This is a genomic window from Lysinibacillus sp. FW301-JW8 (assembly GCF_058788755.1).
Window position 1 is genome coordinate 1 of the sequence record NZ_JBYTBB010000036.1, and the last position, 19,971, is coordinate 19,971.

General features: G+C 36.9%; 17 protein-coding genes and 1 other annotated feature. Of the genes, 6 read left to right on the top strand and 11 right to left on the bottom strand.

Translation table 11 applies throughout. The annotated features are described in order from the left end of the window. Nucleotides 1-112: 112 nt before the first annotated feature. The 3 genes from AC3WOM_RS15015 to AC3WOM_RS15025 all read right to left on the bottom strand — a co-directional run bounded on the left by AC3WOM_RS15015 (nt 113) and on the right by AC3WOM_RS15025 (nt 2,467). Nucleotides 113-634: a DinB family protein gene (locus AC3WOM_RS15015; protein WP_492447420.1), complete on the bottom strand. Its 522-nt coding sequence runs from the start codon at nt 632-634 to the stop codon at nt 113-115. A 112-nt stretch (nt 635-746) separates the two neighbouring features. Next, on the bottom strand, nt 747-1,709 hold the full coding sequence (locus AC3WOM_RS15020; protein WP_492447421.1) for a tyrosine recombinase XerC: 963 nt from the start codon (nt 1,707-1,709) through the stop codon (nt 747-749). 344 nt (nt 1,710-2,053) lie between these two features. Further along, the gene (locus tag AC3WOM_RS15025) at nt 2,054-2,467 is read right to left on the bottom strand and encodes a hypothetical protein (protein WP_492447422.1); all 414 of its coding nucleotides are present in this window, start codon (nt 2,465-2,467) and stop codon (nt 2,054-2,056) included. Between the two features lie 75 nt (nt 2,468-2,542). On the opposite strand from AC3WOM_RS15025, the gene AC3WOM_RS15030 reads away from it, so the two are divergent. From AC3WOM_RS15030 to AC3WOM_RS15040, 3 genes are all read left to right on the top strand, one after another. After that, nucleotides 2,543-4,033, top strand: coding sequence for a circularly permuted type 2 ATP-grasp protein (locus tag AC3WOM_RS15030; protein ID WP_492447423.1), 1,491 nt, complete (start codon nt 2,543-2,545; stop codon nt 4,031-4,033). Further along, nucleotides 3,987-4,952 carry an alpha-E domain-containing protein gene (locus AC3WOM_RS15035; protein WP_492447424.1) on the top strand — a complete coding sequence of 322 codons (966 nt, stop codon included), beginning with the start codon at nt 3,987-3,989 and terminating at the stop codon, nt 4,950-4,952. Before AC3WOM_RS15030 ends, AC3WOM_RS15035 begins: the two co-directional genes overlap by 47 nt. A gap of 61 nt (nt 4,953-5,013) precedes the next feature. Then, entirely contained in the window at nt 5,014-5,868 is an 855-nt protein-coding gene (locus AC3WOM_RS15040; protein WP_427547705.1) for a transglutaminase family protein, read from the top strand. A gap of 28 nt (nt 5,869-5,896) precedes the next feature. Here the strand turns inward: AC3WOM_RS15040 and AC3WOM_RS15045 are convergent, their stop codons facing one another. Beyond that, nucleotides 5,897-6,772, bottom strand: coding sequence for a tyrosine-type recombinase/integrase (locus tag AC3WOM_RS15045; RefSeq protein ID WP_492447425.1), 876 nt, complete (start codon nt 6,770-6,772; stop codon nt 5,897-5,899). 344 nt (nt 6,773-7,116) lie between these two features. On the opposite strand from AC3WOM_RS15045, the gene AC3WOM_RS15050 reads away from it, so the two are divergent. Next, the gene (locus AC3WOM_RS15050; RefSeq protein WP_492447426.1) at nt 7,117-7,911 is read left to right on the top strand and encodes an enoyl-CoA hydratase/isomerase family protein; all 795 of its coding nucleotides are present in this window, start codon (nt 7,117-7,119) and stop codon (nt 7,909-7,911) included. Between the two features lie 47 nt (nt 7,912-7,958). On the opposite strand, the gene AC3WOM_RS15055 is transcribed toward AC3WOM_RS15050, so the two are convergent. Then, nucleotides 7,959-8,774: a hypothetical protein gene (locus tag AC3WOM_RS15055; RefSeq protein WP_492447427.1), complete on the bottom strand. Its 816-nt coding sequence runs from the start codon at nt 8,772-8,774 to the stop codon at nt 7,959-7,961. A gap of 223 nt (nt 8,775-8,997) precedes the next feature. On the opposite strand from AC3WOM_RS15055, the gene AC3WOM_RS15060 reads away from it, so the two are divergent. Further along, nucleotides 8,998-10,173, top strand: coding sequence for an aminotransferase class I/II-fold pyridoxal phosphate-dependent enzyme (locus AC3WOM_RS15060; protein WP_492447428.1), 1,176 nt, complete (start codon nt 8,998-9,000; stop codon nt 10,171-10,173). Nucleotides 10,174-10,396: 223 nt separating this feature from the next. Here AC3WOM_RS15060 and AC3WOM_RS15065 read toward each other — a convergent pair whose 3' ends face one another. After that, nucleotides 10,397-11,596 carry an AI-2E family transporter gene (locus tag AC3WOM_RS15065; RefSeq protein WP_427547714.1) on the bottom strand — a complete coding sequence of 400 codons (1,200 nt, stop codon included), beginning with the start codon at nt 11,594-11,596 and terminating at the stop codon, nt 10,397-10,399. A 64-nt stretch (nt 11,597-11,660) separates the two neighbouring features. Continuing rightward, complete coding sequence (locus tag AC3WOM_RS15070) at nt 11,661-12,611, bottom strand: LCP family protein (protein ID WP_492447429.1); 951 nt, start codon at nt 12,609-12,611, stop codon at nt 11,661-11,663. A gap of 174 nt (nt 12,612-12,785) precedes the next feature. Here AC3WOM_RS15070 and msrA point away from each other — a divergent pair, with 174 nt between their 5' ends. Further along, the gene (msrA, locus tag AC3WOM_RS15075) at nt 12,786-13,307 is read left to right on the top strand and encodes a peptide-methionine (S)-S-oxide reductase MsrA (RefSeq protein WP_492447430.1); all 522 of its coding nucleotides are present in this window, start codon (nt 12,786-12,788) and stop codon (nt 13,305-13,307) included. Nucleotides 13,308-13,425: 118 nt separating this feature from the next. On the opposite strand, the gene recQ is transcribed toward msrA, so the two are convergent. The 4 genes from recQ to argS form a co-directional block, all read right to left on the bottom strand. After that, on the bottom strand, nt 13,426-15,204 hold the full coding sequence (recQ, locus tag AC3WOM_RS15080) for a DNA helicase RecQ (RefSeq protein WP_492447431.1): 1,779 nt from the start codon (nt 15,202-15,204) through the stop codon (nt 13,426-13,428). 8 nt (nt 15,205-15,212) lie between these two features. Beyond that, on the bottom strand, nt 15,213-16,304 hold the full coding sequence (locus tag AC3WOM_RS15085) for a TcaA NTF2-like domain-containing protein (protein ID WP_492447456.1): 1,092 nt from the start codon (nt 16,302-16,304) through the stop codon (nt 15,213-15,215). Between the two features lie 247 nt (nt 16,305-16,551). Then, nucleotides 16,552-17,736, bottom strand: coding sequence for an MFS transporter (locus AC3WOM_RS15090; protein ID WP_492447432.1), 1,185 nt, complete (start codon nt 17,734-17,736; stop codon nt 16,552-16,554). Between the two features lie 141 nt (nt 17,737-17,877). Further along, nucleotides 17,878-19,557 carry an arginine--tRNA ligase gene (gene argS / locus AC3WOM_RS15095; RefSeq protein WP_492447433.1) on the bottom strand — a complete coding sequence of 560 codons (1,680 nt, stop codon included), beginning with the start codon at nt 19,555-19,557 and terminating at the stop codon, nt 17,878-17,880. A 49-nt stretch (nt 19,558-19,606) separates the two neighbouring features. Further along, nucleotides 19,607-19,826: a binding site (T-box leader), on the bottom strand. Nucleotides 19,827-19,971 lie beyond the last annotated feature (145 nt).

Here is a 19,971-nt window from a genome sequence, read left to right on the forward strand (position 1 = left end):
GAACGGAAATCACCTTCATTTGACTTAGTAGTGTTCACAAAGAGTCCCTTGACCATTTAGTTTTTCAACACTATGCCAATATCCCCATCTACAAATGGGGATATTGGATGTTCTATAAAGTGTTGGAGGTAGACTCTAATGTACCTTTAATCTCTTTTATTTGTTCAATATGTCGCTGTTCATGTAAATATATTTGTTCAATCCATTGATCAAGTGGCAATTCACCAAGAGCTGGATGCTTCACGGATTTCTCTGGTAATATAGATTTATCCTTAATTGTGTCAAGAAAGGTAATAAATTTTTTTCTTGATTCGCTCAATAATTCTATTATTTGCTGAACGGTAAATAAGTCTTCAGCCGGTTCAACAATTTTTGGTGCTGTAATTTTATTGGATCTGTCAACAATTAGTTGAACATTTTTTCGATTTGTTTTTTTGAGATCTGTTTGCTTTAATCCCCATGCAATTGCTTTAATAGAGGATTCCTCCACTAAGACTAGGTGATGGCAAACCTGAGCTATACTCCAACTGTTTGCTTCGTGCTTCCCGTTCAATTGAGCATTATTTAATAGCTCGATTTCAGCCACTAAATTATTTCTAGTTTCCCTTAGCTGATCTGTTATAAATTGATTCAAAAGCCTCTCCCCTTACTTTGTATTTATTGAACTCTATTCAGCATATGTTCTATTATGACATATTCTCTTAAGCGTCCTAAAATTCCTTTAAATTCGTACGATGACTAGCATGTTATCTGTCACGAACGATATTAAATGGGTTATTTTCGAGAACCTGTTGAAGCTGTTCATCTTCAATGTGCGTATAAATTTGCGTTGTCGCAACACTTGAATGCCCCAGTATGTGCTGAAGACTGCGGATGTCTGCGCCTACTTTATACATCATGGTAGCTGAGGTATGACGTAGTTTATGCGGTGTCAATCTTTCCTTTTGAAGTCCTGATTGCTGATTAATCTGTTTCACTATTTTAGCTACGGTTTGCCGAGTAAAGCGTGTTCCCTTTTGAGAAACAAATAGGGGCTCATCTCCCTCACCTTTATAGGCTGTTTTTCCACAAGCTTCATAGTCTGTGAGAGCCTGCATACAGCTATCATTTAAATAAACTGTCCGTTCCTTATTACCTTTACCAATAACGGTCAAATATCGACCTTGTATGGATGATTTATTTAACTGACAAAGCTCTGATACACGAATTCCTAAATTCAAGAAAAATACCATCATACAATAATTTCTAGGTGAGGCATGATTCGACTGAATGCCGTCCATAAATTGCCTAGCTTCCTCAATATTCATATATATTGGTCGTTTTCGCCCAATCTTTGGTGTTTCTAATTCATCAGCCGGATTTTCTTCGAGAAGACGACGTTTACCTTTTAAGTATTTAAAAAATGATTTTAAAGTAGCAACCTTCCTTGCTCTTGCAGATGCTGAATTTCCACGCTGCACCTCGCAATATTCCATAAATAAGTAGAGATCTTCTAGTGTGATGTCACGTATTTCTTCTATTGTAATAGTAGAAATATCGATAGAAGTAATGTTGCTTATATCTAAATCTTGTTGGACAGCTAAATGAAATCTGAAAAATAATGTCAGATCATATTCATATTCTTTTCTTGTGCGCTGAGACTTTCCTCTAATGGTTGTTAAATAAACAAGGAAGTCTTTCATAAATTTCGGTAGCTTGGTCTTTTGCATCAAAATCCCCCCATTTTCTCTATTTTACCATGAAAAAACGTTCCCAAATATAAATTTGGGAACTTTATGATGAAAAAAATGCCCATTTTCAGCATCTAGAACGTTCGTTCCTGTACAAAACGTTAAAAAAAGATGATTCTCTACAGAAAGAAAATCATCTTTAAAAAATGTTTTTAAGAAAGTTACCTGTTTCATGCATAAAGCGTTAGAAAAATGAATATTTAAATTTAGTATACTTAATTGCAATGAGACGATTCAAAAAAAGAAGAGATGGGGTATTATACATGTCGATTCGTCTCACAACGCGCATGGAATTATTTGGTTTTTAATGTAGATCATATCTTCTACTTAACAAATATGCTGTATGTTCCATCCACATGTTTTGACAATGTCCAGTTTGTTGATAGCATTTGTTGAAGCTTAGCGATAGTTTCTTCATGACAAGTTAAATTCTGTATGCCTGTTTCTATTAATTGATAGTCCTCCCCCTCTTCTAATTGAAAGCGAAGATGGAGTAAACGTTGAATGCCTGGCAATGTTACATATTTAATACGATAGTTACCATGTAAGGCATCTAAGAACACCTGTTCTCCTTCTTTGAAAAGTGCTATTGTTTCTAAAAATTCGTAGTTAGGTACCTTTTCTTTCCAAACTGACACATCCCCTGTGTGCAATATTTGTACAATTTCCTCATCTGTGAAATCTAATTTTGAAAGCTTATCTAGCTCATATGCTTGCATTAAGTTAATGATTGTCATTTTACCTGCTCCTTTTATGTATTCGCTATTAGTTTAACATTTTTTCTTTATTACTTAAATTCGGAGGCGATCCATATGATGAATTTATATGAATCTGGTATGTTTTTTGATGAAATGTTAGATGGCAATCAGCCGAAGCCTCATTATCGATCTTTTTATCAAAGGCTGAATGCTTTTTCGAAGGCGCAGTTAGAAGAGAAATATCAGCAAGCCCAATCAAGTTTTCTAAGACAAGGAATTACCTTTACCGTTTATGGAGCTCAAGGTGGAACAGAACGTACAATGCCCTTTGATTTTGTACCTATTATTATTCCTAATAAACAATGGGAAATGATTGAAGCAGGTGTCAAGCAACGTGTGGAGGCCTTAAATTGTTTTTTACATGACATCTATCATAAACAGACTATTATTAATGATGGATTAATTCCGAGGCAGTTCATAGAAAATAATCCTTATTTTTATTACCAAATGCTTGGAGTAAAGGTTCCAATCAATAATCATATTTTCTTAGCTGGGATCGATTTAATTCGAGATGAGCATGGCACTTATTTTGTGCTGGAAGATAATTTACGTAATCCATCAGGTATATCCTATGTTTTTCAAAATCGCTATGTGATGAAGGAAGTGTATCCTGAATTTTTCTCAAAGCATGCCATTCAATCACTTGAGAAGCAAATGGCCTACATGAAAAAGGCACTCCTTGCTCACCGACCACGCTGCTTGCCGCCTGATGCTGAGCCTAAGGCAGCGTTATTGACAGCAGGTATGTATAATTCAGCTTATTACGATCATGTTTTTTTAGCGCAGCAACTAAATATTCAGCTTGTAGAAGGTCGTGATTTAGTTGTTCAAAATGATAAAGTGTATATAAAAACAATTTATGGGTTAGAGCAGATTGATATAATTTATCGTCGAATTGATGATGATTTCTTAGATCCCTGTGTTTTTCGAGAAGATTCATTACTTGGCGTTCCTCATATAATGTCTGCTTATAAAGCCGGAAATATCGCCATTTTAAATGCTGTTGGGAATGGTGTTGCTGATGATAAGGCGATGTATGCCTATGTACCTGATATGATTCGCTACTATTTAAAAGAAGAGCCTATTTTACAGAATGTCACGACCTATCATTTAAGTGATGACAGCCAGCGAACTTGGGTCCTGGAGCATATGGATGAGCTAGTGATCAAAAATGTGAGCGCGTCTGGTGGCTATGACATGCTTATTGGTCCTCATGCAAATGAGGAAGAAATTGTTAGATTTAAACAAAAAATTAATGAAAAACCATCTCAATATATTGCACAGCCAACCATTAAATTATCTAGAGCTCCAGCCTTTCAGGATAGCAGGTTCTACCCTTGCCATGTAGACTTGCGTGTATATGTAATGAAGGGTGAGGATATTAATGTGTTACCTGGTGGTTTATCTCGTGTAGCACTCAAGGAAGGCTCTTTAGTGGTGAATTCGTCTCAGGGCGGTGGGGCAAAAGATACATGGATATTAAAGGAGGAATGGCAGCATGCTAAGCCGAGTAGCCGATGCACTTTATTGGATGGCAAGATATAGTGAACGAACGCAAACAAACGCACATATATTACAGGGACAGCTGTTGAATATGTTGGAGCAATCTGGGAAAGAGCATGAGTATATTGATCATTGGGAAGCTATATTAAATATTTGTGCCTCAAAGGAAGAGTACTTGTCCAGCTTTGAAATAATTCGAGTAAATCCTCTAATTGAATATTTACTTTTTTCGGAAAAGAATTGTAATGCACTTTTAGCAACTGTAAGTGCCATTCGGGAAAATGCACGTGTTACTCGTGATAGTATCCCTACTGAACTTTGGGAATTGCAAAATGCATTTTATTTGTCTCTTAAAGAGGAAATAATGGGAAGGCAAAAGCCTATTCCAATTATTGTGCTGAATTCTTTTTTACAAAATGTTCGTAAAACTTCTTTAACGATAACAGGATTGATTGAGGGCTCCATGAATCGTGATTTACCTTTTTACTTTATGCAGGTTGGAAAATGGATGGAACGGGCAGAAAAAACGATTCGAATGATATTAATCGTATTGGAGCAACATAAACACGTTACGTTACCAATGAATGAAGTAGATGGTACTTTTCTACTTGAATTATCAGAGGCAACAGAATCCTATTTACGCAAGCATCGTCAAACAAATTTACTCTGCGTTATTCAGTATTTATTACAGGATAAACATTTCCCTCGATCATTCATGTTTTGTCTACAAAAATTAGAGGAAGCGTTTATCCATATTGAAAAAGATTCTCCTTCAGGAAGGTTTTTAGAGCTTCATCCCCCATTGAAAAGTTCAATCTTTGCTATGATGAATATGGATTTATGGAATTTTACTTTAGAGGAAATCAATTTATTAATGGAGGAAAGATTGCGCCAATGTATTGAATTTAGTCATACATTCGCGACAGTTTATTATTTATATGAACCCAGCATACAACCTTGAAGGGAATCAAATACAGCTCCCTTTCAACAAGCAAGTCAGTAAACAAAAGGAAGCGGACACAATGAAATTTGAAATTCATCATATTAATAAGTTTCAGTATGAGTCTGAGGTTGACCAAAGCTTAAATACAATCCGCTTAAAGCCAAGAAGCGATGAGCGTCAGCGCTTATTATCCTATCGAATTGCAATTACCCCCTCATCCTTAACACGTGAGCATACGGATATTTGGGGTAATACAGTTGGTACTTTCTATATTCCAGAGCAGCATCAGGAATTAGAAATTCAAACTACTTCTATCGTTAGTATTCAACGTGCGCCATTTATTCATCGCATTCAATATTCACCGGAAATGCAAACGATCTTTCATTCTCAGCTATTTTATGAACATTATCTGCCTTTTTTAAAATTCACCCATTTTACGTATATGACAGAAAATCAATTAGAGGAAGTGTATCATGCCATCGGTCATGCTGAAAACCCTGTCCTTTTTTCGCTTAATTTAATGCAATATTTATATTCAACATTTGAGTATGACCCTGGTGCAACGGATGTAACAACAACCGCAAATGAAGCCTTTGTACTTAAACGTGGTGTATGTCAGGACTTCACACATGTCATGCTTGCAGTATTGCGGGCCAAGGGGATTCCAGCTCGTTATGTTAGCGGCTATCTATACGTTGATGAACACTCAGCTTTAGTTGGTGATATTGCCACACATGCCTGGGTGGAAGTAATGATTCCAGGCATCGGATGGATTGGCCTAGATCCAACGAATAATGTAGAAGTGCTGGAAAATCACATCATTTTGTGTATTGGTAGAGATTATTCAGATATTAGTCCTGTAGAAGGAGTTTATACAGGAGGAAAGCATGACTTAACTGTTAAAGTAAACGTCAGAGCATTAAATCATCTATGATAAACCGTGCAGTAAAATACTGCGCGGTTTATTCAAAACGACCCTGTCTTTCTGTTAACACCCATTTTCGTACATAGCCCATTGTTTGCTGAATATGTTCAATTGTTTTTTCACTCTGAAACGCCTTTTGCATGACTGTATAGCGTAAATCTGTTGCTCTGACATTTAGACCAATATCCTTTGAAATAGCCTGAAAAATTCGTTCAACGGTCTTTGTTGAGATTGATTTTGATTGGCTAGCCTCACTGACCCACATCCATTCCCCCGGTTCTTGCTGATGCAGCTCTTCGGTTGCTACTTTATAATGCTTCAGCATGTCCACTAAAATTGGAGAAAGTTTAATTTCTCGGCGACCATTGTGGTTAGCAATAAAAATGAATGTTGAATTAGTATGCATATGCGTCCATTTCATACGTACAAGCTCCGCTGGCTTACAACCTGTTTCAAGTAGCATTTGCACAATGCAACCATTACGCCTTGCCAACCAAGCATGCTCTTGAGTCTTCGCATATTGAAAATAAGTTGGCCAGACATTTATAATGTTCATCAATTGCTTCGTTGTCAGTAATTTTAATGCCTCTTTTTGTCTCTTCTTTGGCTGTAAAATGACCTCATAATCAAATGATTCCACCCACTCTCGTAAAAAAACAAAATCAACAAAGCCTCGTAATGTAGCAATTTTATGATTAAATGTGTTGATATTTACGTACGTTCCCTTTAAGTAATTACTATATATAAATAATAATTCTTTAAACTGATGATCCACATTCAAGTAGTTTTTCTCATGGGCAAACGCTAAAAACTGCTTCCCATCTAAATTATACTGTTTTTTTGTTGCAGCACTTTTCTTTAAAGAATTTAAGAGTAATAAATAGCTGTTCCATGCCTCCTCTAATGTGATCAAGTTAACTCCCTCCTTATTTGCTGTGCGTGATTTGTTTTATTTTACTATATTATGGGTGCGTAGGTTATATTTATTTTTATAATGATAATGTCGGATAATCTGTAATAAACAGACAAAATACCGCTCCTCAAACTATAAAGCTCTTTTTAACATAAGTAACCTCTCTCTTTTACTTTCTTACAATAGCAACTCCCCTCTTTCCTGTTGTAGTACAATTTCTTTAAAATGCTATTATTCTTGTAACACAAAGCAAATTTACATGAAAATTCGTATAATTTAGTGTTTATCACCGTTTGTGTTATATAATAAGTGTATGAACTTATCATGTAGGGGGCGTTTCGAGTATGCAAGTGAAAACAACTCGATTAGAGGCAGAAGATGCAAAAATAATTTATCAAGAAACAGCAGGGTTAGCGATTATTACAATTCATCGACCACAGGCGAAGAATGCACTAACTGCAAATATGTGGGATCAATTGGCTAAGATTGCTTTACAGGTATTAGACAATCCTAAAAACAAAGTATTAATTTTACGCGGATCCGGTGAAAATTTTACGGCGGGCTCCGATATTAAAGAATTTAACGCTATTTCTCTCGAAAAAGCTGAGGAAGCCTTTGTACATATGGAAAAAACCATCTCTACGATTGAGCATTTGCCGATTCCAACAATTGGCGTTATTAATGGACCTGCTATGGGGGCAGGCTTAGAACTGGCCTTGGCCTGTGATATTCGCATCGGCTCAGAAAAAGCAAAACTTGGAATCCCCGTTGGCAAATTAGGCATTACTTTAAATAACAAATTTGCACAGCGTTTAGTACAACTTGTTGGCCCTTCTACAACGAAGGATCTAGTTTTTACAGGTCGTATGTTTAAAGCAGAGGAAGCGTTCAAGCTCGGTATGCTTAATTATTTAGTCGCTGCAAAAGATATTAATAAATACATGATTCGTATGGGTAAGCTTGTAGCAGGAATGTCACCCGAATCATTATTAGCGGTTAAACAATCTGTCCAAGAATGCGTAGACAGTGTGCCAGCATTATGGAAAAGCTCTTCACCATTTGTCGGAAATGATTTTTCAGAGGGCTGCCGTGCATTTGTCGAAAAACGTCAGCCTAAATTTACACGCCAACAGAAATAAAAAACAGGTACTCTATACGCGTAATGGCGAGTGGAGTACCTGTTTTATTATGTTCTTCTCTTTACAACTGCTAATTTTATGTGAAGATGAATGGCGTCTAGCTCATAACCAAAATGCTGGAAAAACTCGGACTGCACATTCTTTTGTAATGCATATAATTGATCTGGTAATGAATAATCAATTGGTACCTTTAGCTGTAATGTTATCGTAGTAAACGCTTGCTCCCCTAATGTTAATTGCACTTGCTCTACCTTGTGTACAATGTCATGCTGTGCACAGCAATACGTCAATAGCTGCACATAGACATGCTTACCAATTTCTATATATTCTTGTTGGAAATCTGGACGAACAATCGTTGTCTCCCCTATTTTTTCACGCTTTGGCGAAAAAATTTCCATGCCTCTTTGCACTAAGCGTTTAAAAAAATTTTGCTCAACTTGACGATACGGTATTGGCATCACATGCTTGCCTTGGGTTTGACGTATAAAGCGTGCTTTGTCGATTTCTTTTTGAGAACGCACATCCTCTACATAGTAATATCTTTCGATTGATCCAAGTTCAAGCTGACGGGCAATTGTTTTTGTCATTTTATCAGACGTACCTATCAATAAAATAGATTGTACCTTATATGTATTAAGTGCTATTTTTACTTCTTCACGATGAGCATCATCAGTAAAAATAGCACGACGAACAGCTGTTATTGTGTTTTTTTCAAATTTTGCGGAGAGTCCTGCTACTTTCATACCGTCTACAATCAATAGACCATCATCAATAATTGCCTCTACCCCTATTTTATGCGCAAAAACAAGTGCGCTTGTACTTTTCCCTGTCCCACTTGGTCCACTTAAAGAATACACTTCCATATTGTTCATCTCCCTTTCTGTTTTTATGATAGCAGAAATGTTTCCAATTTTCCGTCAATATCTCTATTTCCAATATTCTCTAAAAGGTTTCCGCTAGCCCACGCAAACATCTTCTCCTTTTCAGAAATATATTCTTTTTTCAGAATAACTTTCCCTTTCTATGCTTTAGTATGATAAAATGTGAACTACTATTCTGTTATACAACTATAAGGAGTGTACTAGTTTGAAAATTGTCCCGTCTAAAAAAATGTCATTATTCACACCAGCTATTTTTGGAGATTTAAAAAACCATGCCAAGCTTCAGCAAGAAAAAGGCATGAAGATGATTGACTTAAGCTTAGGAAGTCCTGACCTTCCCCCACATGCTAAAATTCGTGAGCATTTATCCTATAGAGCGGGTTTAGCAGAGTCCTATGGTTATACATTAACAGGTACGCAACGCTTTTACGATGCAGTAAGCCGCTATTATAAACGTCGTAGCAATATAGAGTTAGATCCCGCTTCTGAAATTATTCAAACAATCGGCTCTCAAGAAGGATTAGTGCATTTACCAATCGCATTTTGTGACCCAGGTGACATTGTGTTATCTACGAATCCAGCTTACGTTGCCTATGATGCAGGAATTCATCTTGCAGGCGCAACATCCTATTATATGCCCCAAACAGCTGACAATGGCTATTTACCAGATTTAGATGCAGTTCCTGAAGAAATCGCCCAAAAAGCAAAGCTATTGATTTTAAATTTACCAGGCAATCCAGTCCCTGCAATGCCATCATTAGCCTATTTCGAAAAAGTCATTGCCTTTGCTAAAAAATATAACATTATCGTCCTACATGATGCGGCCTATTCCGAGTTTTACTTTACAGGCGATGGCCCAATTAGCTTCCTTGCCGCTCCTGGTGCCAAAGAAGTTGGAATGGAAATTAACTCCTTATCAAAAAGCTTTAGCCTTGCGGGTACACGTATCGCTTATATCGCAGGAAACGATGAGATGATCGCCATTTTAAAGCAATTAAAATCAAATTTAGATTTTGGCATATTCGAGCCGATTCAGGATGCAGCCGTTGTTGCGCTTGATAACGCTGAGGAAATTACAGCGAGTTTACGAGCAACATTTTCAGAGCGTCATAAAACATTAATGAATGGCCTACGTGCTATCGGATGGGATGCAGCACCTTCAGATGGAGGGATGTTTGTATGGGCTAAATATCCATACGATATTGATTGTACAGAATTAGCCTTTAAGCTGATTGAGCAAGTTGGCGTTGTGACTGTTCCAGGCACAGTATTTGGCACAGCGGGACAAGGCTATTTACGTTTAGCATTAGTACAGCCAAAAGAAGTACTACAGGAAGCTGTTGATCAATTAGCACAAGTACAATTTGCAGCACAGTCTTAAAGGGATTGTCCTGGTATTTGGTCTTTTGCCCCATACATTCCCACATAAAAAAACAGTTACTGCGAAAAAGCGAGGGCACTGAAAAAGTCGATTTGCCACAAAAATTGTGATGCAAATCGACTTTTTTAAGTTTTCAAATCTAACAAAAGACAAATTTCTAATATAAAAAAGTGAATTTTTTTAGTTTTTCAGTGCCCTTCGAAAAAGCAGTAACTGTTTTTGCTCATACTTCATATTGCTGATGTTCCTCGTCCTCATAGCGATTATAACGCTGTTTAAATAGCTTAAATAAATGGGTTACAAGCACTTTAAAGATAGCGAAGCCTGGAATACCTAAAATAACACCAGGGACACCAAATAAAGAACCAGCCGTTAATAATACAAAAATAATGGTGATTGGATGGATACTTAGAGATTTCCCCATAATTTGTGGAGATATGAATTTTCCTTCAATGAGCTGTACCACCGTCCAAACAATTGCGAGCTTAATCAGCATAAACGGTGATGTTACTAGGGCGATAATTACAGCAGGTGTAATCGCAATAACAGGCCCTAAATAGGGAACCACACTTGTAATCATTGCAAGGAATCCAAGTAATAAGGCGTATTTCATGCCAATAATTAAAAAACCAATCGTTACCATGGCACCAATACACATCGACACTAAAATTTGACCCTGTATGTAGGAGCTAATTTGTTTGTCCATATCGTGAAAAATTTCATGCACCTCTTTACGCATACGAGGTGGACAGATATTTAACATAAACTTTGGTAACTTTTCACCATCTTTAAGTAAATAAAATAAAATAAATGGTACTGTTACTAATGACAGGATGATGCCTGTTAAAGTTGAAAGGAAGCCTGTAATACCAGATGCCACACCCTGTGCTAAGTTCGTCGCTGTATCTTTCACCGTTTCAAATAAATCCGTTGTGACATTCTTAACAACTTCGTCATAGTTAAAGTCTATTTTATCTAAATACTCATTGAAGCGAGAATGTGTTAAGTACTCAACAATATTTTGCGTCAGTGCCATAAAATATCCAGGAAACTCCTGCAATAAATTTGTAAACTGATCCCGCAGAAACGGATAAACAAGTACTACTAGTAATGTAATGAAACCGATGACAGCGATATATAAAATCAAAATACCCCAAATTCTTGGAATACGCCAATTTTCTAAAATTCCTAATAATGGGCGCAATAAATAATAGGCGATGATGGCAAGTACCCCTGGTAAAATCACTACCTCAAATAATACTTTCAGCGGGGTAAATATAAAGGAAACCTTTTGGAACATAAAAATTACACATGCCAACAATAATAAAGTAATGAGTGTAAAAAATAAGTTTTTACCACCTAAAAAGCGGATAAACTTGGTTGAAAACAAATTAGACCGCTCTTTTGGTCTTTCTTTTTCCATATACCCACCCCAATCCAAATGCTTTACCTTTATATTACAGGATAATGTTGACTTATGCGAACCATCACTCCAGCTGCATACCCAAAAATTCACTTAAAAAGGCTTTATTTTTTTCAACATCAATAACAATTGAATCCCCTGCATGACTAAAGTTCTGGAATTGATAGCTTCCCTCAATTGGGATGGTGGCCTTTTCAATTTTGACCTTTCCTTTTGACACCATTTTGAGAACCTGCTGAATTTCCCCAGAGGAGGAATAGTCTGTTGTTACATACCCTTGTGCTGCTCCAACAAACTTTGGTAAGTTCAAAATATTTTGAGGTGCTAGCACTTCATTCTTTATGGCTTCAATAACCTTTTGCTGACGCGCCACACGGCCAAAATCTCCCTCTGCATCGTGTCGGAAACGAGCATAACCAAGTAATTCTTTCCCGTTTAGGTTATGCACACCCTGCTTTAAGGAAACACCTATCTTTTCAGACATATCTTTTTCAACATTTATTTCAACCCCATTTGGCGCTAAAATATCTACTAGTGATTCAAAATTTTTAAAATCTATAATGGCATAATGATGAATAGGAAGACTAAACATATTGCTGATTGTTTCCTTTAATAATTGCACACCGCCTAGATAATAAGCTGTATTGAGCTTATACGATTGGTAACCGGGAATATCTGCATATATATCCCGCATTAATGATACAAGCTTGATATCATTTGTTTTCTTATCCCATGATAAAACCATCATGGTATCCGTACGTGATTTTTCTTCTCCACGACTATCAACGCCTAATAATAAATAATTTTCAATATCCCCTTTAACCGTATCACCGCTAAAATCCTCCTGCGCTACTTTTGTGTCATTTGCTAGCTCAAGCCCGCTTCGATATTGCATCACTGAATAACCAGCCAGGGCAATGACACATAACAATAGCAATGAAACTAATGCTCTACCTTTACGCAATCGACGTTTTTTGGGACGTTGTGAGCGTCTTGAATACTCTTGCTCTTCCATACTTCATAACTCCTCTATTGTAATATAGTTAATGTAACGATTCACCATAAGGAAAGTTTCATCAAAATATTGTTCCTGCTATAATTATCCATCTAATCGTTATTTTACACCTAAAGTGTCAGTCGAGAGCAAAATAATGCTATAATATTTTCACGTTAGAAAGGATGATAAACTATGATAGAAAAAGCTGCATTTGCGGGTGGTTGTTTTTGGTGTATGGTCAAGCCATTTATAGAATGGGATGGCATACATAAAATTACTTCAGGTTATATGGGTGGCCATTTAGAAAATCCAACTTATGAGGATGTTAAAAAAGGCAATTCTGGCCATTTAGAAGTTGTAGAAATTGAATTTGACCCTGGTATCTTTAGCTATGAGCAGCTTCTAGATATCTACTGGATGCAAATTGATCCAACAGATGCTTACGGTCAATTTCATGACCGCGGTGAATCCTATACAACGGCAATTTTTACCTATTCAGAAGAACAAAAACGCATTGCCAAAGCATCCAAAGAAAAATTAGCAAAAAGTGGACGCTTTGATAAGCCTATTGTAACCACAATTCGTGATACTCAACACTTTTATCCTGCTGAAGATTATCATCAGGATTATTATAAAAAAGAGCCTGAGCATTATCAGAAGGACCGAGCGATTTCGGGTAGAGATCAGTTTATTACAGAGCATTGGAAAAAATAAATATAAAACTAGTTTCGGACAAAAATTAAAGTTAGAAAAGCGTGAGAAATCAATTTAGAAACATTGATTTTTCACGCTTTTAGTTTTTGACCAGCTTTGTCCTAGCCTCTCTATATAATTAATGATCAGAAGCTGCTTTCAAAAATGATTGGAGTGCCTCGAAGAATCGTTTGCCATATTTTTCGAACTTTACTTCACCAATCCCACTAACATGTCGTAAGCCTTCAAGCTCCATTGGTTTTTGCTCGCATAATTCTCGTAATGTTTTATCAGAGAACACCACAAATGGTGGTACCTGTTCTTCATCTGCAATCTCTTTTCGCAATACTCTTAAATGCTCGAATAGCGGATCATTGTCTGCCAGTTTTCGTACAATGACAGCTTCTTTCCGCATCACCTTACGATTTCCAAGTAAGACTGTTTTGCCTTCCTCTGATACATAGATGGTTGGATACGTACCGTGCTTTACAGCTAGTAATCCTTCCGCAATTAAAAATTCAATAAAACTGGAGACATCTTTTGAAGAGTATTGCCCTTTTAAAATGCCATAAGTAGATAAACGTGCAAAGCCAAATTCCGTCATCTTTTGATTTTTAGAACCAATTAGCACTTGGGCCACCATTGTCTTACCAAATTTTTGTCCCATCCGTACGACGCAGGCAAGCACTTTTTGCGCATCTACCGTTACATCCTTGACCTCTCGCCCATCATTACAATTCCCACAACGACCACAAGGTTCTCCTGCCTTCTCACCAAAATACAGGAGAATTGCATTTTGTAAGCATCCCTCTGTATGACAATAATCCACCATCGTTTGTAGCTTTACTAGTTCTTGGGTAATTCGAGATTCATCCTGTGTTTGTTCAATTAAGAAACGCTGTGTTTGGACATCCCCTGATGCATATAGTAAAATGCAGGCACTTGGTAAACCATCGCGTCCTGCTCGCCCTGCTTCCTGGTAATAGCTCTCCATATTGCGGGGCATTTGATAGTGAATAACGAAACGTACATTGCTCTTATCTATACCCATGCCAAATGCATTGGTCGCCACCATAATACGCGCCTCATCTTTTATAAAACGTTCCTGCTCTGACATGCGCATCTCCTCTGCTAGTCCAGCATGGTACTTGGCCACAGATTCGCCAGAACGACTTAAGACATCATATATTGCATCCACAGCCTTTCTGGTTGCCGCATAAATAATGCCCGCTTCCTGCTTGTTCTTGGTGAGGTAATTTTTAATATAACGTTCTTTATTTTCACCAATTAATACTGAAAAAGCTAGGTTATCACGCGCAAAGCCTGTAATGACTGCTGATTGCTCGTCAATCTCTAATAACTGTCTTATATCCTCACATACCGCTGGCGTTGCTGTTGCTGTAAGTGCTAAGACTGTTGGCTTTTGTAGCCACAATGTAAATAATTTTTGAATAGCTCGATAGCTTGGTCTAAAATCATGCCCCCATTGAGAAATACAATGGGCCTCATCTACAGCTAAAAGCGGTACTGACAAATAGGATAGTGCCTGTAAAAACGCAGCACTTTCCAATCTCTCTGGTGCTATATAAAGCAGCTTTAAATAACCCGCACTTGCAAGCTGCATTGTTTCATCCACTTCCTGTACGGATAAGGTACTGTTAATATAAGCCGCTGGGATATTTGCCGCACGTAATGCCTCTACCTGATCTTGCATAAGAGAAATAAGAGGGGATATCACAACAGTTAAGCCTTCTAGCATAAGAGCCGGAATTTGATAGCAAATTGATTTCCCGCCACCAGTTGGCATGACACAAAGACTTGATTGTCCCTGTAATGTCTGCTGAATAATTTGTGCCTGTCCATTACGGAATGAATCATAGCCAAAATGATGTTGTAACATTTGTCTTGCCTGCTCCATCCAACTTTTCACTCCTCAGTAGTTAGACGAATAAGCTTATACTCGCCCTGTTCATTTTTTTTAATTTCATAAAGCATCTTTGAGTTAGCAAGTGCCTCCTGCCCTGCAGAATTCGTCAGTAAATATTCTGTTATTGCACGCACCACCATATGCTGCTCTACCACTTCAATGTTTTTTATAGTAGTCTTGGAAAAATTAATTTTTGCCTGTTTAGAGGCATAGTAAGAGACCATATTTTTCAACGTTTCCTGTAAATTATCTGCTCCAACTATAGATTCCATTACACTAGCGTCCTGTATATCGACAGCAGCTTTTAAATGCTTATGGAATACATCTAAAAATTGCTTAATTTCATCTTCATTATAAGCAAAAATATTTTTCCCGTACTTTTCTATAGCTTGCTTTACAGCTGCTTGATCACCCTGCTCTATATAGGGGTACAAATTTTTGGATTGAGAAAGTCGATCACTAACTCTCATTCCCTCTTCAATCCATTCATCAACTAGCTGAGCTATGTCTTTAAATGGCAATATGTATGGCTGTGAAACATCGTTTTGCTGTCTATTAAAGTAGATACCTACAAACTCACCATTCTCAGCCTCCAGTACAGGGCTCCCTAAAGGTAATGGTTGTTCTACATCAATATAATAAGCAGCAACTTTATCACTGTATTTATGAATGATGTGTGGCAAACCATCGACATAAACCGAAAGCTGATTTAAATCTCCGTTATATACTGTCGGTACCTTTACTGAGCTTTTATAGGATACTTGTAAGATGGCGATATTATGTGCTGTAGACATATAATGCACAGTCGCTTCCATAAGTTTATTATTCGCAAATTCAATGAATGCAACTGGCTTAGAGGCTACGAGCGCACCATTTGTGACTATGTAAAGCTTATCCTTATCCTGACTGACAATAAGCCCTGCACCAATACCGTTTTCACCAACAACTTTTACCTCTGGTACAATTTTCTCTTCCTGTTTTGTTACCGCTTTTTCTGATTTTGTCTCTGATTTTTTTGTCTGAAACAGTTCTGCCACTGTTTGATTACCACAGCCTGCTAATAGAATAGCTGTCGCTCCCAAAATGAGCATCTTCTTCCGCATAGCTTCACCAATACTTTCTTTCAGCTTCTTTCTTTTCTATCATAAACAAGGTTTATATACGTTTCAAGTTTACATAATAATATTATTAGTGGAGCTATACTATAAAAATATTACCTGCATCTTTTAATCAATTCATTTTACCTATAAAAAGTGTTTCTTTTATATCTTTGTTATGAAATTTGACTTATAATTTGTGGCGAAAATAATTTTTAAAAAAGACATGCTTTTGCATGTCTTAGAGAGAATTTTTCTTTAAACTAAAAGTTGTTGCCATAATACCAAGCATTATGGTCATGAAAATAGCAAAAGTCACTGTGTGATTACCAGTAATATCATAGCAATAGCCTATCACAATTGGGATGATGGCGCTTATTATAAATCCGCCAGACAACACCATAGACGACCAACTATTCGCCTCCTCATTCGTTCTTGCCTCATCCAATGGCAATAATAACCCAATTGGAAATAAACCACTTAAGACGATTCCGATGATAAGTACCGCAAATAATAGCCACATACCTGAGCCCACCCATAATAATGCAAATCCTAAGATGCCTAAAACGCCTAAAGCAAAAAGCCAAGCTATCCGGCTCGTCCATTTTTCCATCAGTATTGGAACTACAATATTACCAATCATTTGTATGAAAGACATACATGTTAAAATTGTGCTTGCTGCACCAAGTGAATAGCCCTTATCCTGCAAAATTGGTACTAACCAGGACATTATTGAAAAAAATAGTGATGTTTGTAAGCCAAAATAAATTAGCATTGTCCAAGCCTGGATGCTTTTCCAAGGATTTCGGGTTAAATGTTCAGACTTTTCATCGTTCCTTGATAGCTCCAGCTCCTCTTTTTGTATCAACAGATACCACATCAATAGGGCGAAAAGTGCTAGGATTGACCAGCTACCTAGAGCTATTGTCCAGCTGCCATAAAAATGACTATAAAACGTTACGGTTAGTGCTGCGCTCAATGTTGCACCTGTTCCTATTCCAAATGAATAAATTCCGACAACTGTAGTGAAACGATTTGGAAATTTCTTCTTGATGTAGGCATTTAGCATTGGACCAATAAGCGCAATTGCAAATCCTGCAAGAAAGCTTGTGATCACAAGTAACCCATAACTTTCTTTTAAAAAACGCAATCCATTTGCTAAAGCAAGAATTAGAATTAAGAACGTAATAGCTGTTTTTGTGCCAAATTTTTTTTGTAATGGTACAGCAATGGGTGCAAAGAGTCCCATACAAAATACTGGAATGGATGTTAAAAAGCTCATTTTTGTATTAGATATATGTAACGACTCCAATAAAACATTATAGAGTGGTCCAATTGCGGTTACGGCTGGACGCATATTGAGGGCAATGAAAAAAATACATACAACCATAAGCACCGAGGAAACCGTCCATTGCTTTTTCATCATATTCTGTTAAACCTTCTCTCTAATCTGTAAAATCTACCATTATTGTCAGACCTCTGATTTCTTTCTATTCCCTTTTATCATTTTTTCCAGTACTGGTCAATTTAAATACACATCTACCACAGTATAGTAGATGTGTTTCATTTACATATTCTTTGGTGCTGCAATACCCAATAATGCTAATGATTCTTTTAAAATGATAGCGACACATTGACAGAAAGCTAAGCGTGATGCTCTAATATGATCTTCAGCTAATATTTTATTTTGAGCATAGTATTTATTAAATAAACGAGCTAAGTTTAAGGCATATCTAGCAATTTGTGACGGATCTGCCTGCTCAAAAGCATTAGAAATTACTTTTGGAAACTGTTCTAGTAGTAAAATAACTGGCCATGCTTGCTCACCTAACTTTTCAAAAGATACTTCATTGCCAGGTTCATTTACTTTTTCCAAGAGGGATGATATACGTGCATAAGTGTATTGAATATATGGACCTGTTTCCCCTTCGAAATTCATCATTTGCTCAAGAGAAAACTCTATATCATGTAGACGATCATTTTTTAAATCATTAAATATAACCGCTCCAACACCAACTTGATAGGCAATATTATCTTTCTGCTCTAGCTTTGGATTTTTTTCCTCTATATTGCGTTTTGCGGTAGTAATCGCTTCTTTCAGCACCTCACCTAATAGAACTATTTTACCTTTACGAGTTGACATTTTTTTACCGTCTTTTAGAATCATCCCAAAAGGCACATGCTGTAAATCCTTTGCCCATCCATACCCCATTTTCTCTATAACCCAAAATAGCTGATTAAAATGTAGGGACTGTTCATTGCCAACCACATAAAATATTTTTTTAGGGTCATAGTGCTGTTTACGATAGAATGCAGCTGCCAAATCACGAGTTGCGTAAAGTGTCGCACCGTCTGTTTTTGTAATTAAACAAGGTGGCATCTGTTCAACTTCCACAACAAATGCCCCATCAGATTTTATAAGTAGCTTTTTTTCTTCTAGCTCCTTGACAATCGTTGCCATTTTGTCGTTGTAGAAGGCTTCCCCATTGTATGAATCAAAGCGAATTCCAAGAAGTTGATAGATGGTATTGAATTCGTCTAATGATGCATCTCTAAACCATTGCCACAGCGCTAATGCCTCTCCATCCCCATCCTCCAATGCTTTAAATGTAGCACGTGCCTCTTCATTAAGGGTTTCATCCTGTTCTGCTTTTTCATGAAATTTCACATAAATTCTTAATAATTCTTCAATCGGCGCATTAGCAATTGCCTGTTCATTGCCCCATCGTCTATAGGCAACAATTAACTTACCAAACTGTGTTCCCCAGTCTCCTAAATGATTGATGCGAATTGCTTGATAGCCATTTTTTTCGGCAATATTAGCTAAAGCGTTGCCAATTACAGTAGAACGTAAATGTCCCATAGAAAATGGCTTCGCGATGTTAGGAGAAGAAAAATCAATGACAACATTCCCTTTCGATTCCTGCTGGCTTCCATATAAATGTTGTTCTATTAAAATTTTAGTAAGCACCTGTTTTGTAACGATTGACTGATTAAAAAATATATTTACGTATCCTCCTATTGCTTGAACATCCTTTATGATTTCACATGTCAAATTGTTTTTTATCTCTTCGGCGATATTGTGAGGTGATTTTCTACATTTTTTAGCAAGAGTAAAGCACGGAAAAGCTACATCCCCTAGCTCTAATTTTTTTGGTTTTTCTAATAAATGTTGAATGTCTTTAACTGTGAGCTGATCCTTTAATGCAACAGCAATGCTTTTGGCTATTTGTTCCTTCATGTTCATTTTTCATCTTCCTCCTCTAATAAAAATAAAAAAGCTCCCGTCTCTAATAGATAGAGACGAGAGCATAGTTATCCCGTGGTACCACTCTAGTTGCCATTTTCAAATGACCACTTTCCATTGTTAACGAGGTGACTCCCCGATATTCTCTACTTCTTTTTCGAGAATCTTCTCCAAAGTGCGTTTCATTTATGGCTCCTGCATTAGGCTTACACTACCCCCAATTCGCTTTCCAGTTATCCATAAACTACTCTCTTTTTCATTGAATTTAACTGTAATTTCAAAATATTTTACAGTAGCTTAAAATGAAAGTCAACTTTTGATTTAAGAACTTACGATAGAATACTTGGCAGGATTAAATTAGTATAGAAAAAATAAAACCGGTGTTATGTGGTACTCGTCTAATATATGAACAGG

Coding starts and splice junctions, on each gene's coding strand:
- AC3WOM_RS15070 (WP_492447429.1), bottom strand. CDS start 12,611: ATGGAAGAGCAAGAGTATTCAAGACGCTCACAACGTCCCAAAAAACGT.
- AC3WOM_RS15090 (WP_492447432.1), bottom strand. CDS start 17,736: ATGATGAAAAAGCAATGGACGGTTTCCTCGGTGCTTATGGTTGTATGT.
- AC3WOM_RS15025 (WP_492447422.1), bottom strand. CDS start 2,467: ATGACAATCATTAACTTAATGCAAGCATATGAGCTAGATAAGCTTTCA.
- AC3WOM_RS15040 (WP_427547705.1), top strand. CDS start 5,014: ATGAAATTTGAAATTCATCATATTAATAAGTTTCAGTATGAGTCTGAG.
- recQ (WP_492447431.1), bottom strand. CDS start 15,204: ATGGAGCAGGCAAGACAAATGTTACAACATCATTTTGGCTATGATTCA.
- argS (WP_492447433.1), bottom strand. CDS start 19,557: ATGAACATGAAGGAACAAATAGCCAAAAGCATTGCTGTTGCATTAAAG.
- AC3WOM_RS15085 (WP_492447456.1), bottom strand. CDS start 16,304: ATGCTCATTTTGGGAGCGACAGCTATTCTATTAGCAGGCTGTGGTAAT.
- AC3WOM_RS15035 (WP_492447424.1), top strand. CDS start 3,987: ATGCTAAGCCGAGTAGCCGATGCACTTTATTGGATGGCAAGATATAGT.
- msrA (WP_492447430.1), top strand. CDS start 12,786: ATGATAGAAAAAGCTGCATTTGCGGGTGGTTGTTTTTGGTGTATGGTC.
- AC3WOM_RS15020 (WP_492447421.1), bottom strand. CDS start 1,709: ATGCAAAAGACCAAGCTACCGAAATTTATGAAAGACTTCCTTGTTTAT.
- AC3WOM_RS15055 (WP_492447427.1), bottom strand. CDS start 8,774: ATGGAAGTGTATTCTTTAAGTGGACCAAGTGGGACAGGGAAAAGTACA.
- AC3WOM_RS15030 (WP_492447423.1), top strand. CDS start 2,543: ATGATGAATTTATATGAATCTGGTATGTTTTTTGATGAAATGTTAGAT.
- AC3WOM_RS15050 (WP_492447426.1), top strand. CDS start 7,117: ATGCAAGTGAAAACAACTCGATTAGAGGCAGAAGATGCAAAAATAATT.
- AC3WOM_RS15065 (WP_427547714.1), bottom strand. CDS start 11,596: ATGGAAAAAGAAAGACCAAAAGAGCGGTCTAATTTGTTTTCAACCAAG.